This window comes from Ochrobactrum sp. PL_is501 (assembly GCF_055816895.1).
This window is the reverse complement of the sequence record NZ_JBVPGR010000031.1, coordinates 226,657-240,614: the sequence shown is the minus strand read 5'-3', so window position 1 is coordinate 240,614 and position 13,958 is coordinate 226,657. Positions and strand designations below refer to the sequence as shown.

The following is a 13,958-nucleotide window of genomic DNA, read 5'->3' as shown; positions in this document are numbered from 1 at the left end:
CTGGTAGCATATTGGCGTGATCTGTCCGCTCTTTGTCCGTAAGGCGGCTTTCGGTCTTGGTTGCAAGGCGTATTTTCTCTCTATAGTCTTTTGATAGGGAGAACAAAAATGTCCGCTCACGATACTGCTCTGCTGGTAATCGACGCTCAGGAGTCGTTCCGCCACCGGCCTTACTACCGGGACGAAGAGGTTGGCGGCTATATCGAGCGCCAGCAGGCGCTGATTGATGGCGCCAAGCGTGCCGGTATTCCGGTGGTGCAGATTTTTCACGTCGAGAATGAAGGACCGTTCTCGGAAGCGTCGGGTCTGGTGAAGGCAATCTCGCCGCTATCGATTGAACCTGACGCAGTTTTCCGCAAGCGCCGCCATAGCGCGCTGGTCGGAAGCGGGCTTGATGTGTGGCTGGTCGCCAACGGCATCCGCCGCGTGCTGATCTCCGGCATACGCACCGAGCAATGCTGCGAGACGACTACGCGGCAGGCTTCGGATTTCGGATATCAGGTCGATTTCGTCAGTGAAGCGACCTTGACCTTCCCGATGATGGACGCAACTGGCCGTGAATGGAGCGCTGCGGATATCAAGGCTCGTACCGAGCTTGTTCTGGCAAATCGCTTTGCCCGTATCGTAACTGTGGAACAGGCGCTGGCTGCGCCCGGAGAACGGAAGGCGGCATGAGTGGTCAAGCGGACATTGCCCGGATAGTTCCGGTTTATGTCGTTATCCCGCCCCGTGTGCTTTTGCTCGATGTGGCGGGACCGCTTGAGGTTTTGCGCAAGGCAAATCTTGAGCAGAATAAGGTGCGGTTCGATGTTCGCTATATCGGGCCCGCGCCAGCTGCGATCAGTTCCATTGGCCTCTCGGTCGCGGGTGTGGAGCCGCTGCCGGAGGCTCTGCCGGATGGCGCGCTGGTCATTGTTTCGGGTGCGGCGGACGTTCCGCTCGGAAGTGCGGAGACCGATCGATCCGCCGATGCGGTGCTGGAAAAGGACATCGTTCTGTGGCTTCGCCGGGCGGTGCGTCCGGGCGTACGGCTCGTGACGATCTGTTCCGGCGCGCTGCTCGCAGCGCGTGCGGGATTGCTGGACGGCTATTCCTGCACCACCCATCATCTGACAATTGATGAACTTGAACGACTGGCCCCCGCAGCGCGTGTTCATGAAAACAGGCTCTTCGTCGAGGATGGCGAGCGGCTGACGAGTGCGGGCATCACCGCAGGCATCGACCTGATGCTGCACATTGTTGCCGGGCTGACCGATCATGCCACGGCGCTGGCGGTCGCACGCTATCTGGTCGTCTATCTGCGTCGCAGCGGCAATGATCCGCAGCTATCGCCCTGGCTTGAAGGGCGAAATCACCTGAACCCCGTCGTGCATCGCGCACAGGATGCCATCGCGCATGATCCGGCAGCTGAATGGTCGGTGGAAAGACTGGCAAATATCGGCGGGGCCAGCCCGCGCAATTTTTCGCGGCTTTTCAACGAATATGCCGGAATGACGGTGACGGATTATGTCAACCGGCTCAAGATCAGCCTCGCGCGTGAGATGCTCATGAATTCGGAACTGGATATTGAAAATGTTGCGACAAAGGCTGGCTTTGCTTCTGCGCGCCAGTTTCGTCGGGTCTGGCAGCGGGTCTACAAGGAGCCGCCGAGCCGGTTTCGCATTGCGGTCTGATTATTCGCCCGCTGTGAAAAAGCGCCAGCTGCCGTCAGGCCCAATGCCGATACTGTAGAAAATATAGCCGCCTGCCTTCTTCATATCCTCGAAATCACCGGCGGTGACGATCTCGAAAAGCTCCACGATCTGCGGCGGTGTCAGCTTGTCGAGAGGCATGGCGTAGAAATAGGGCCAGACATAGACCTCGTCCTCCTTGCCTGCATTCAGATGGACGTAGCCCGTGTCCAGAAGATCGACGATGATTGCGAGAACTTCGCGGCCTGCTTCATCGCCCGAGAGCGATTTGAGGAAATCGATAACGTCTTCCTCGTGGTCTTCCAGCGAGAGCTGTGTCGCCTTGTCCTCGACGCCGAGAAGCGGACGTAGTTGCTCGATGTCGCCGGAACGGGCGGCTTGCAACATGCGCTCACGCATCAGCTTCACAGGTTCCGGAAGCTTGTCGAAATCCCGGTGGATTTCCGGCATGGGCTTGGAGGCAGCCGCGGCAGGCGCGCTGTCCGGCGATATTCTCGGCAGTGCGCGGGGAAGAGCGCCGGGCAGGGGAATGGGGGAAGGGTTGTCACCTTCATCCGCCACAATGCGGGCGCCGGGGCGTTGCAGGAAATCCGACTGATCCGCCAGCGCGAGATCGAACGAATTTGCCGCTGCAGCGGGCAAGGCAATGCCGCAGGCAAGGAATATCCCTGCCAGTACATTTCGAGGCGAGGCGGAGTTCCGGATCGGGAAAAACATCTGGCGCTGGAAGGGGGACGCCGGGAGGGAACTGCTGCGCCGGTCTGGTCCCGCGACCGGCGTTTTTTCTGCTCTTACTGAAGAATGCGCTGCGGCAGGAAGGTTCCTGCTACAATCTGCTCACGCATCTTTTCGATCAGCTCCAGCGCGCAGTCGTCGCCTGCCTCACGGATCAGTTCGGTAAGTGCGGTCGTGAAGGCTGCTTCGGCAAGGATTTCCGGTTCGATACCTTCCGAGATACCGTCAGCCCAGGCCTCATTATGATATTCGATTGCAACGAGCTTCTTCTCGCGCGCAATCATTTCGTCCAGATCGACCGGTGCATGTTCCATAGATTTCATCCTGGCTTTCGCCTTTCTGTCGCACTGTCGGTGTCTCACCGTTTTGCGGGAGCTCAACCGCCTGGCAACCTGACTGCCTTCTTAAGACAGTGTTAACAGATTATCACGGATTTGAACGAACTAATCCTGTCAATCCGCACAAGAGTGAATGATTGGTTAATTTCCATAGCGTGAGATGATCTCGTTCGACAAGTCCCCGCCTTCCTTCATGTAGCGATCTATCGCCGCAAGCGCCGAGGGGGTGCAGCGGGTATAATTGTCGCTGAACACGCGATAGCCGTGGTTGAAGCTTGAAATGAGCCGCACCCGTTCGGCTTCGGAGGGCTTTTCCGCCGTCACGATCGCATCCATCCGATCGCGCCATTCGCTGCCAGCCTCGCCGCACAGATTGCGCAGATAGTGAAGCGAGCCGAGTATTTCGGCGAGCCGCAACATCTTCCCTTCATAGGGCGCGTCCTGAGCGAAAGCCGGAAATGCCGCCCCGACCCATAAAGCGATCGAGAGGCAGACAGCCGGTCGAAAAAACGAAATGCCTTTCAATCGAAACCTCTCACCTGAAAATGAGCTATTGCCACAAATAGGGGCCACTTCAAGGCAGATTGCTAAACAGGATTAATATCGGAATGCTCGTCCTCGGTCTCTGCCACCGACCGGGCGACATCGAGGGTACTGTCCGTCACTTTCGCGAACGCCATTTCCTCTATGGTCAGCCAGTGAATGGATGCGGCGTCGTCCCCCGCCATTTCCCGGCCTGAAAATTCCATAGCCCGGAAGACAGACAGGAAATAGCTCTTGTCATAGGCCTTGCCTTCAAGCGCCAGGTCCACGGTTATGACGTGCGACAGAACCTTTGCATCGAGCGCTGTTTCTTCCTTGAGTTCACGAATTGCCGCTTGTTGCGGTGTTTCGCCCGGTTCGATGCTGCCGCCCGGAAAGGCGAGCCAGCCCTTCCACGGCTCTTTCCCGCGCTCGACCAGAAGAAACCGCCTTTCGCGTCTGCAGATCAGCGAAACACCATGAACCTTTGCAGGTATCGGAAATACGGGAACTGTTTTCATGATGCTCAAGCTATACCATTTGGCAATGGAAAAGCACCCCTTGACCGCTCACCAAAAAGCTTGAACATGCTGGTGTATTGAATTTGACGTTGTTGCAAACGTCAAATTCAAAAAATCCACCAGATTGATAAACTTACCAGTGGTCTTTTAGATTCCGACATTTGCTCGGCATTGGTAACAATAGGAAGCAAATGTCGGAATCAGACCACTAGCCATGTGTGGACGTTTTTCATTGACTGCAAGCCGGGAAGAGCTGGAAGCCTTCGCGGCCGCGTTAATCGCGGAGGATTTTCCTCCACGGTATAATATCGCGCCGACGCAGCCTATTCTAACCGTTATCGGCGGCGAAACGCCGCCGCCGGGGAGCAACAGGCCGGATCGCGTCGGATTGCTGGTGCGTTGGGGATTTGTGCCGTCATGGGTCAAGGACCCGAACGACTGGCCGCTGATGTTCAACATCCGCTCCGAAACGGCTGCGGAGAAGAATTCGTTTCGCGCCGCTCTCAATCATCGACGCGCCCTGATCCCGGCATCGGGCTTCTACGAATGGCGTCGCGAGGGGAAGAACAAGGCTCAGGCTTACTGGGTGCGTCCGCGAAAGGGCGGCATTGTCGCTTTCGGCGGCTTGATCGAGACATGGAGCAGCGCCGACGGCTCGCAGGTCGATACCGGAGGCATACTGACGACGAGCGCAAACGGCCTGTTGCGACCCATCCATGAAAGGATGCCGGTCGTCGTACAGCCGGAAGATTTCGCCCGCTGGCTGGACTGCAAGCGTTTTCTGCCGCGGGAAGTGGCGGATATAATGCGCCCGGCTCAGGATGATTTCTTCGAGGCGATTCCCGTGTCGGACAAGGTCAACAAGGTAGCCAACACGACGCCCGATTTGCAGGATCGTGTGGAGGAGCAGCTATCTTCGGAGCGTGCAGTAGCGAAGCGAAAGAGCAAGCCCGAATCCGATGACGGCAATGACGGGCAGCTTTCGATGTTCTGACAGCATTCGCCAGTCTTCCTGGACTGGCGCTGTTTATACGCTTTCACCGACTCCGGGTGCTGAACCAGATAAGCTTTCTCAGCCGGGCTTCTTGACGGCGAGAATGGAACGCCGACGATTGTCGTTACGACCGTCGCTGCTGCGCCGCGTTGCGTTCAGCAATGCTGCAACAAGCACGGCAGGCCCGATCTCGCGGTATTTATCAACCAGTCGGTCTTGGCGGGGTTGCAGTTCACTCTTAGACATTGGTCCTTCCTTTCGATAATGCCTGTTCACCATTTTGTGATTGATTGAGACCGAATGAAGGCTGTTTGGAGCCGGTTTTGGGGTATTCCAGTTGATGCTGTGGAGGATGTACATATGTTGCAAAATTGCAACATTTGCGACGATCTGGCCAAACTATCAGGCGCGTAGCGAAAGTTCTTGACGGAAGCACCCCTGCTGAGGATAAGTGCTGGCATGAAAACGCCGACCACGATCATTTGTATTTGTGCGATTATTATTGGCTAGCAGCCTGCTGGCCCGGCCGTTTTCGTCTCCCTTCATAAAAACTGGATGATAACGCCCCGGCTAGTTGGCTGCAGTCAGTCGCGCACTGATTTCACAGGTCTTTTTGGGGAATATTTACAATGGCTTATGCGCCGCAACTGCGTCTGTACAACACGCTGACCCGCACCAAGGAGGAATTTTCTCCCCTCGATGCCGACAATGTGCGCATGTATGTCTGCGGCCCCACGGTTTATGATTTCGCGCATATAGGCAATGCCCGTCCGGTGATCGTTTTCGACGTGTTGTTCCGCCTGCTGCGTCATATCTATGGCGCGGATCACGTTACCTATGCGCGCAACATTACGGACGTCGATGACAAGATCAACGCCCGCGCCGCGCGCGATTATCCTGACCTGCCGTTCAATGAAGCCATTCGCCGGGTGACGGAAAGCACCAACGCGCAGTTTCAGGCAGACGTGACGGCGCTTGGCAATCTGGCACCGAGCGTTCAGCCGCGAGCGACCGAGCATATGGACGAGATGCGCGCCATGATCGATCGTCTGGTGAAGCTTGGCGTGGCCTATGTGGCCGAGGATCACGTCCTCTTCTCGCCGTCCGCCATGAACGAGCGGAAGGGACCGCGCTACGGCGCGCTTGCCCGCCGTTCGCTGGATGAGATGCTGGCGGGCGCCCGCGTCGACGTTGCCTCCTACAAGCGGGACGAAATGGATTTCGTCCTGTGGAAGCCTTCGAAGGAGGGCGAGCCGGGCTGGCCATCCCCCGCAGGGATCACGGTGTTGGGCCGTCCGGGCTGGCATATCGAATGCTCGGCAATGTCGATGGCCAAACTGCTTGAGCCGTTCGGCGGTGGCCTGAAATGCGACGATCCGCTGAAGAACCAGTTCGACATTCATGGCGGCGGCATCGATCTCGTCTTTCCGCATCATGAGAATGAAATTGCGCAATCATGCTGCGCATTCGGCACCGAGCGGATGGCGAGCATCTGGATGCACAACGGCTTCTTGCAGGTCGAAGGGCAGAAGATGTCGAAATCGCTCGGCAATTTCATCACCATTCGCGATGTGCTGAATGAGGGCCTGCCGCAACTGGGCGTGTGGGACGACGCCAATGTGCGTGACCGTTGGGTTGGTCTGGCGGCGCGCCTGTCGATGTTGCAGACGCATTATCGCGAGCCGATCAACTGGACGGCGCAGCGTCTGGCGGAATCCGCCGAGGAGCTGCGTCGCTGGTATGGCCTGCTGCGCGACAGGAATTTCACGGTGCCGGAAACGCTGACCGCAGTCGGCGAGGTGGTGGAGGCCCTGTCCGACGATCTCAACAGCTGGACAGCGATCACGGCATTGCGCAAGGCTTTCAAGGCGCGCGATGTTGCCGGGTTGGGCGAGGGCATGGCGCTGCTGGGCCTGTTCGATCCGCATTTCGTAACGGCTGAAGATATTCCGGTTTTTGCGAAGGCAGAAGTGGACAGCGAAGCCGTCGAAGCCCGGATTGCGGAGCGTCTGCGCTTTATCAATGAGAAGAACTGGGCCGAGGCTGATCGCATTCGCGATGAACTGCTTGACGAAGGTATCCAGCTCAAGGATGGCAAGGACCCGGAAACGGGCGAGCGCATCACGACATGGGATGTGGTAGGTTAGCCAAAGACTGGATCAAGGGGAGGACGACATGACGCTTGATAATAAACCGATCTATACCGGCGGCTGCCAATGCGGTGCGGTGCGCTTTCGCGTCGACGGCGCGCTGGGGTCCGCATCGATCTGTCATTGCCGCATGTGCCAGAAGGCGTTCGGCAATTTCTATGCGCCGCTGGTGTCGGTGAGAGAGGCGAAACTGGAATGGACTCGCAACGAGCCGAAGCGCTTCCGTTCGTCCAATCACGTGCAGCGTGGCTTCTGCCCTGAATGCGGCACGCCGCTTACCTATGAAGCGCCCGACGGGGTCGCTCTTGCCATCGGCGCTTTCGATGCGCCGGAGGAAATCGAGCCCACCATTCAATGGGGGATCGAGAAGCAGCTGTCCTATGTGCCGAAGCTCGCAAATCTTCCCAGCTATCCAACGGAACGCGATCCGGAGAGCATCGAATATGTAAGAACGTTGGTTTCCTACCAGCATCCCGATTACGACACTGAAAGCTGGCCGCAACAGCAAGGTTGACCGAACCGCATACCCACCGACAGGCAGGCAAGAATGGCACGCGAGCGCATCTACATCTACGACACCACGCTAAGGGATGGGCAGCAGACACCCGGCATCGACTTCTCTGTGGAGGACAAGAAGTCGATTGTCGTGCTGCTGGAAGAACTGGGCGTCGACTATGTGGAAGGCGGATATCCGGGTGCCAACCCGACCGATACGGCGTTTTTCAAGCGCCGCCAGACTGCTCGCGCCAAATTCGCCGCCTTCGGCATGACGAAGCGTGCAGGCGTTTCGGCGTCCAATGATCCCGGCCTTTCCAGCCTGTTGCAAGCCTCTGCCGACGCGGTTTGCTTTGTTGCCAAAAGCTGGGACTATCATGTCCGGCTCGCGCTGGGCTGCACCAATGAGGAAAACCTGGAGTCGATCACGGCCTCGGTCACCGCTGCACGCATGGCAGGGCGGGAAGCGCTGGTCGATTGCGAGCATTTCTTCGATGGATATAAGGCCAATCCCGAATATGCGCTTGCCTGTGCCAAGGCGGCCTATTCCGCGGGTGCGCGCTGGGTCGTTCTTTGCGACACGAATGGCGGCACACAGCCGTCCGAAGTCGCCGAAATCATCGCTGCCGTTACGGCTGTGGTTCCGGGCGAAAGCCTTGGCATCCACGCCCATAACGACACGGAGCAGGCGGTTGCGGTTTCGCTTGCGGCGATCGATGCAGGCGTGCGTCACGTGCAGGGGACGCTCAACGGTATCGGCGAGCGCTGCGGCAATGCCAATCTCATTTCCCTGATCCCGACCCTTGCGCTGAAACCCTATTGGTCTGAGCGTTTTGAACTGGGGATCAAGCCAGCCGCGCTGAAAGGCATCACGCGCATTTCACGCGCCTTCGACGACATCCTGAATCGTGCACCGGCAGAGCAGGCGCCCTATACCGGCACCTCCGCTTTCGCGACCAAGGCCGGAATTCATGCCTCCGCGCTGCTCAAGGAGCCGCAGACCTACGAGCATGTGCCGCCTGAATCGGTTGGCAATGACCGGCGTGTCATGGTTTCGGATCAGGGCGGAAAGTCCAATTTCATCGCCGAACTGGAGCGCCGGGGCATTCGCGTCGCGAAAGACGATGTGCGCCTTGATACGCTGATTGCGCTGGTCAAGGAGCGCGAGGCGGAGGGCTATGCCTATGAGGGCGCGGATGCGAGTTTCGAGCTTCTGGCGCGCAACATGCTGACGCCGCAGCCGGAATTCTTCAAGGTCGAATCCTTCCGCTGTCTCGTCGAGCGGCGCTTCGATGCCAATGGCATGCTGAAGACTGTTTCGGAAGCCGTGGTCAAGGTGGAGGTCGATGGCGAGGTTCGCATGTCGGTGGCTGAAGGACACGGCCCCGTCAACGCGCTCGATATCGCACTGCGCAAGGATCTGGGGCGCTTTCAGGCCGAGATCGAGGATCTTGAACTGGTCGATTTCAAGGTGCGCATCCTCAATGGAGGAACGGCTGCTATCACGCGCGTCCTGATCGAGTCCGGCGACGCGACCGGCGCCCGCTGGCGCACAGTCGGCGTGTCGGACAATATCATCGATGCGTCGTTCCAGGCGCTGATGGATTCGGTCAATTACAAGCTGATGAAAAACCGCTCGATGGCCGGGCAGGCCGCTGCCGAGTAAACTCGTCTGTTCACGGCGATTGATGCTTGGATCAGTTTAATTGAATGGATTTTATGGATTGTTGAGCGCATAGCGGTTCCATGTTGATCCGTCTGCCAATTGCAATGGGCGGACCGTTTTCGCCCGAGGAGAGAGGCATGTCTGATCAGACCATCACCGATACGCGCCTTTCCGATGGGGCACGCGGGTTTCTGATGGCTCTTGGAGCCTATGGGCTCTGGGGTGCCTTGCCATTCTATCTCAAGGCGCTATCCCACATTCCGGCAATGGAGGTCGTGTCGCACCGTGTGATCTGGTCGGTGCCGGTCGCGCTCCTTCTGCTGGTTGCCCTCGGGCAGTTCCGGGACATTCTCAATGCGGTGCGCCAGCCGCGCATGCTGGCCATGGCGGCTTTGACAGCCGCGCTTATCACCGCCAACTGGTCGATCTATGTCTGGGCTGTTGCGCACGATCAGGTGATGGGTGCGGCGCTTGGCTATTACATCAATCCGCTGTTCAATGTCGTTCTGGGCGGGCTGTTTCTTGGCGAACGTCTGACGAAGGTCCAGTATGTTGCCGTTGGATTTGCGTTTGCGGCAGTGCTTTTGCTGACTATCAATGCCGGCGGACTGCCTTGGGTATCTCTGGCCTTGCCGATCACATTTGGTCTTTACGGATTCTTCCGTAAATCACTGCCTATGGCGCCGTTGCAGGGCTTCACGCTCGAAGTGCTGATTCTGTGCATTCCGGCGCTCGGCTATGTGCTGTGGCTGGCGGCAAACGGTCAGGACCATTTCTCGACCGGACCGGCCTTTAATGTGACGATGCTGCTTCTGGCCGGACCATTCACGGCTATCCCGCTGATCCTCTATGCAGGCGGCGCGAAGCTGCTTCGTTATACGACCATCGGTCTCATGCAATATATGACGCCGACGATGCTGTTCTTCTTCGCCATCTTCATTTTCCACGAGCCGTTTTCGGCCGCGCAGCTCGGTGCCTTCGCGCTGATCTGGGCGGGGCTTGCGCTCTATACGTGGTCGATGCTGATCGAACATCGCCGGGGGCGTGCGAAGGCCTGATCGACAACAGTTTTCTGAAACTGGTTCGCTTGCCGTGGATATCTCCGCGGCGAGCCTTATTTTAGCCGCTGTCTTTATCGCTTATCCGTCGATAATCCAGCGGTAGAGAACTGTTAAAATGGCCTTCGGATCAGCTTCAGCAAGCGAAACAAGGGCTGCTGCAACGGCGGAGCGGGAGCTTGCGGCCTTTGGCGCCGCCCTGAAGGGCGAGCCGCTTTCCTCCCACAGCTTGAAACCATTCAGGCAGGTCCGGTTTTCCTTGCATACCCATCTGCGGTTCTGTCTGGCGCTGGCAGCCGCAACGGTCATTGCCGGAGGCGGACTTCTGTTTACGACCGGGCGGCTTGTGCGCCATGGTCACGCCGCACAACCTGTCTTGGTGAACCCAACGACCCTGACCCAACATCACGCTGCACTGAAAGAGGCGCGACTGCTGCCAGCAGTAAATGCCGATCCGGCCAGCCGCATATCGCGGCGTATCGATATCGCCGAAGGCGTCGAGGATGGTGACGCGCGTCTCTACACCTATCAGCATGTGGTTCTCGACCTCAAAGGTTCCAACCGATCTCAGATCGATGACACATTGCGCGGAGGGAACTCCGAACGGAAATCCATGCCGAAACGACCCGAGGAAGAACTGGAGCGAGGCGTGCCGATCAATGTCAGCCTCGCCAAACCGGCGGTTGGTGCGGGGGCAAAAGTGCATGAGATTGTCGTTGCGCCACAGTCTCGCGAACGATTAGGCGCGTTGTTGCAGGCGGCCGGTATCGCTGTCGAGGACAGCGCGCGCCTGGAAGAAGCCCTGGCACGCACCGAACTGGTGCCGGGCGATAATCTTGAGCTGCTGGTCGACAAGTCCCGGCAGCAGGCCGATGGAGAGCAGCATATCGCGCTTGCGCGCTTCGTGCATGGCGATATCGATAAGGCAATTTATGGGCGAGCTGACGACGGCGTTTTTCGGGCCACCGGCAACGAACGTCTCTTTGCCCGCTTGTCACGCGATGCGATGCTGACGGCCTATCGCCCGCAAAAGGCACCGGACAGCAGCGGCTCCATTCCGTCCCGGCTGGAGCAGGCAGGCGCGCCGGGCGCCATCGTCAGCGAGGTCGAAAAGCTGGCTTCGCAGAACGGCATTTCGCTGAATGGCGCCAGAGAGCCGGACATGATCGACCTTCTGTTCCGCAGGAGTGCCGAGACGGAACCGGAACTGGTTTTCGTCGAGTTCACGACAGACGGGAAAAGCCGTCGCCTGTACCGACATGAAGGCGATGGCGGTGCCGGATATTTTAATGAAGATGGCTCGTCCATGACGAAATATCTCATGCCGAAGCCGCTGCCCAATGGCCGTCTCAACGATGGTTTCGGCTGGCGCGTTCATCCCGTTCTGCATGTGCGCAAACATCACAATGGCGTCGACTATGACGCGCCGACCGGCTCGCCCATCGTTGCGGCAGGCGATGGCGTGGTGGAACTGATCTCGTATCAAAAAGGATATGGCAAATATGTCCGTATCCGCCATCAGGGCGGCTATAGCACGACCTATGCGCATCTTTCATCGGCCAGAAAGGGCTTGAGGGTCGGCGAAAAGGTCAAGCAGGGAGAGGTGATCGCCTATGTCGGCTCGACGGGCTACTCGACCGGCCCGCATCTCTATTACGAGCTCAAGGTCGGCGATCAGTATGTCGACCCGCTGACAGCGCGTCTCAACGCTGGTGAAAAGCTGACCGGCTCATCCCTGAACAGCTTCCGCGAGGAAATCGACCATGTGGGGCAGATCGTCAACGAAATGAAGCTGCCCGTCATGCCTGCTGTACCCGAAACCACAAAGTCAGCCGCGGGTAAAAGCAGCCGTCACCACTGATTACTTTATCGGTCGATAGGCATTCGCCAGCGCGACAAATTCCTCGACGCTGAGCGTTTCGGCGCGGCGTGTTCCGTCGATACCTGTTTTTTCGAGAAGCTCGGCTCCGCCAACCGGTTTCAGGCTCTGGCGCAGCATTTTGCGGCGCTGCCCGAAAGCAGCTTGCGTGATCTGGCCGAGGGCCTGCGCGTCGCAGGGCAGCGGATCTTCCCGAGGGATGATATGCACGACCGACGACATGACCTTCGGTGGCGGCGAGAATGCCTGCGGCGGCACGTCGAAGCTGATCTTGGAAACGGTTCGCCATCCGGCAAGCACACCCAGACGCCCATAGTGATCGCTGTCGGGCGCCGCGACGATGCGTTCGGCAACCTCGCGCTGGAACATCAGCGTCATGGACGAATAGAAGGGCGGCCATGGCTCGACCAGCAGCCAGTTGAGCAGAAGCTGGGTGCCGACATTGTAAGGCAGATTGGCAACGATGCGCGGCTTCGGCCCGTCCGGAAACAGGGCCGAAAAATCCTGCTCCAGTGCGTCGCCGGAGATAATGCGCAGACGACCCGGATAATGTGCCTCGATTTCGGCCAGCGCATCCAGGCATCGTTCATCGCGCTCGATTGCCGTGACATAAGCGCCTTGCGCAAGAAGCGCGCGGGTCAGGCCGCCGGGGCCGGGGCCGACTTCAATAACGGGCTGGTCTTGCAGATTGCCTGCCAGGCGCGCAATTTTCGAGGTCAGATTGAGATCGAAGAGAAAATTCTGACCGAGCGATTTCTTCGGCATCAGGTCATGCCGTTCGATCACTTCACGCAAGGGAGGAAGATTATCTATGCTCATGCTCAACCGTTCGCCGCGTTTTCTGCCAGTTGCTGCGCCAGACGAATAGCGGCCACGAGGCTGTCCGGCCGGGCGATACCCTTGCCTGCAATATCGAAAGCGGTGCCGTGGTCGGGCGACGTGCGAATAAAGGGAAGGCCCAGCGTCACATTTACCGTTTCGTCAAAGGCCAGCGCTTTGGCGGGGATGAGCGCCTGATCGTGATACATGCAGATCGCGGCATCATAGGTTGCGCGGGCAGGCGCGTGAAACATGGTATCGGCAGGCAGGGGGCCGCGAGCGTCTACCCCTTCGCGGCGCAACGCCTCGATTGCAGGAAGGATGATGGCGTCGTCCTCCTTGCCCATGGTCCCGCCTTCGCCAGCATGCGGGTTAAGCCCGGATATGGCCAGTCGCGGGGAAGGAATGCCGAAGCGTATTTTCAGTTCGGCGGCGGTAATCCGCGAAATTTCGATGATATCCGCCGTGTTCAGCCGCACGGGAACTTCGGAAAGCGGAATATGAATGGTGACTGGAACAGCGCGAAGCTGCGGCCCTGCCAGCATCATGACCGGCGTTACCGGCTTATCCGTGTGTTTGCCTGCAAGTTCTGCCAGAAATTCCGTATGGCCGGGATGCTGGAATCCTGCTTCGTAAAGCGGTTTCTTCGAGATCGGGCTGGTGACGACTGCCGCTGCCTCACCCTTCTGGGTAAGTTCAACCGCCCGCTCAATAGCTTCAATAATGCCCGCAGCGTTTTCCGGCAGAGGCTTGCCAACACTCTCGGTCAGCTTGTTCACAAGCGGAATCACCGGCAATGCGTGAGCAAATACACGGCTTGCGGCGGAAACGGCGGTGATGTCCTCAATCTCGATTTGAAGTCCGAGATGTCGCGCACGCGCGGCCAGTTGCAGCGGATCTGCCAGCAAGGCAAAGGGCGGCAACGAAAGCTCGTTGCTCCGCAACCATGCCGCAAGCGCAACATCGGGGCCTATGCCGGATGGATCGCCAATGCTGAGGGCGAGAGGAGGAACAGGTGCTGCCGACATCGCGTCAATATTCCATGGAGACAGATGAAACCGTCAGGGTTTTGCGTTGAAAAATGCGACAA

At 58.4% G+C, this 13,958-nt stretch carries 15 protein-coding genes; 8 read left to right on the top strand and 7 right to left on the bottom strand.

Annotation, left to right across the window (positions count from 1 at the left end; translation table 11 throughout):
* The first annotated feature begins 108 nt into the window (after nucleotides 1-108).
* Entirely contained in the window at nucleotides 109-675 is a 567-nt protein-coding gene (locus AC0TOF_RS06960; protein ID WP_473767652.1) for an isochorismatase family protein, read from the top strand.
* Nucleotides 672-1,673, top strand: coding sequence for a GlxA family transcriptional regulator (locus tag AC0TOF_RS06955; protein WP_473767651.1), 1,002 nt, complete (start codon nucleotides 672-674; stop codon nucleotides 1,671-1,673). The genes AC0TOF_RS06960 and AC0TOF_RS06955 overlap by 4 nt, the downstream gene beginning before the upstream one ends.
* Here the strand turns inward: AC0TOF_RS06955 and AC0TOF_RS06950 are convergent, their stop codons facing one another.
* The 4 genes from AC0TOF_RS06950 to AC0TOF_RS06935 all read right to left on the bottom strand — a co-directional run bounded on the left by AC0TOF_RS06950 (nucleotide 1,674) and on the right by AC0TOF_RS06935 (nucleotide 3,807).
* Nucleotides 1,674-2,408: a hypothetical protein gene (locus AC0TOF_RS06950; RefSeq protein WP_122000030.1), complete on the bottom strand. Its 735-nt coding sequence runs from the start codon at nucleotides 2,406-2,408 to the stop codon at nucleotides 1,674-1,676.
* Nucleotides 2,409-2,482: 74 nt separating this feature from the next.
* Complete coding sequence (locus AC0TOF_RS06945; RefSeq protein ID WP_122000031.1) at nucleotides 2,483-2,749, bottom strand: hypothetical protein; 267 nt, start codon at nucleotides 2,747-2,749, stop codon at nucleotides 2,483-2,485.
* 156 nt (nucleotides 2,750-2,905) lie between these two features.
* Complete coding sequence (locus tag AC0TOF_RS06940) at nucleotides 2,906-3,280, bottom strand: TIGR02301 family protein (protein WP_473767674.1); 375 nt, start codon at nucleotides 3,278-3,280, stop codon at nucleotides 2,906-2,908.
* A 71-nt stretch (nucleotides 3,281-3,351) separates the two neighbouring features.
* A complete protein-coding gene (locus tag AC0TOF_RS06935) occupies nucleotides 3,352-3,807 on the bottom strand; it encodes an NUDIX hydrolase (RefSeq protein ID WP_473767650.1) in 456 nt (151 codons plus the stop codon).
* Between the two features lie 214 nt (nucleotides 3,808-4,021).
* Here AC0TOF_RS06935 and AC0TOF_RS06930 point away from each other — a divergent pair, with 214 nt between their 5' ends.
* Entirely contained in the window at nucleotides 4,022-4,801 is a 780-nt protein-coding gene (locus tag AC0TOF_RS06930) for an SOS response-associated peptidase (protein ID WP_473767649.1), read from the top strand.
* Nucleotides 4,802-4,879: 78 nt separating this feature from the next.
* On the opposite strand, the gene AC0TOF_RS06925 is transcribed toward AC0TOF_RS06930, so the two are convergent.
* Nucleotides 4,880-5,047, bottom strand: coding sequence for a hydrolase (locus AC0TOF_RS06925; protein WP_122000034.1), 168 nt, complete (start codon nucleotides 5,045-5,047; stop codon nucleotides 4,880-4,882).
* A gap of 383 nt (nucleotides 5,048-5,430) precedes the next feature.
* On the opposite strand from AC0TOF_RS06925, the gene cysS reads away from it, so the two are divergent.
* From cysS to AC0TOF_RS06900, 5 genes are all read left to right on the top strand, one after another.
* The gene (gene cysS, locus AC0TOF_RS06920; RefSeq protein WP_473767648.1) at nucleotides 5,431-6,948 is read left to right on the top strand and encodes a cysteine--tRNA ligase; all 1,518 of its coding nucleotides are present in this window, start codon (nucleotides 5,431-5,433) and stop codon (nucleotides 6,946-6,948) included.
* A 28-nt stretch (nucleotides 6,949-6,976) separates the two neighbouring features.
* Complete coding sequence (locus AC0TOF_RS06915; protein ID WP_473767647.1) at nucleotides 6,977-7,465, top strand: GFA family protein; 489 nt, start codon at nucleotides 6,977-6,979, stop codon at nucleotides 7,463-7,465.
* Nucleotides 7,466-7,498: 33 nt separating this feature from the next.
* Nucleotides 7,499-9,112, top strand: a complete 1,614-nt coding sequence (gene cimA, locus AC0TOF_RS06910; protein ID WP_122000037.1) for a citramalate synthase — start codon at nucleotides 7,499-7,501, stop codon at nucleotides 9,110-9,112.
* A 137-nt stretch (nucleotides 9,113-9,249) separates the two neighbouring features.
* The gene (gene rarD, locus AC0TOF_RS06905; RefSeq protein ID WP_473767646.1) at nucleotides 9,250-10,170 is read left to right on the top strand and encodes an EamA family transporter RarD; all 921 of its coding nucleotides are present in this window, start codon (nucleotides 9,250-9,252) and stop codon (nucleotides 10,168-10,170) included.
* A gap of 118 nt (nucleotides 10,171-10,288) precedes the next feature.
* The gene (locus AC0TOF_RS06900) at nucleotides 10,289-12,031 is read left to right on the top strand and encodes a peptidoglycan DD-metalloendopeptidase family protein (protein WP_473767645.1); all 1,743 of its coding nucleotides are present in this window, start codon (nucleotides 10,289-10,291) and stop codon (nucleotides 12,029-12,031) included.
* Here AC0TOF_RS06900 and rsmA read toward each other — a convergent pair whose 3' ends face one another.
* A complete protein-coding gene (rsmA, locus tag AC0TOF_RS06895) occupies nucleotides 12,032-12,868 on the bottom strand; it encodes a 16S rRNA (adenine(1518)-N(6)/adenine(1519)-N(6))-dimethyltransferase RsmA (protein WP_473767644.1) in 837 nt (278 codons plus the stop codon).
* Between the two features lie 2 nt (nucleotides 12,869-12,870).
* A complete protein-coding gene (gene pdxA, locus AC0TOF_RS06890; protein ID WP_473767643.1) occupies nucleotides 12,871-13,896 on the bottom strand; it encodes a 4-hydroxythreonine-4-phosphate dehydrogenase PdxA in 1,026 nt (341 codons plus the stop codon).
* Nucleotides 13,897-13,958 lie beyond the last annotated feature (62 nt).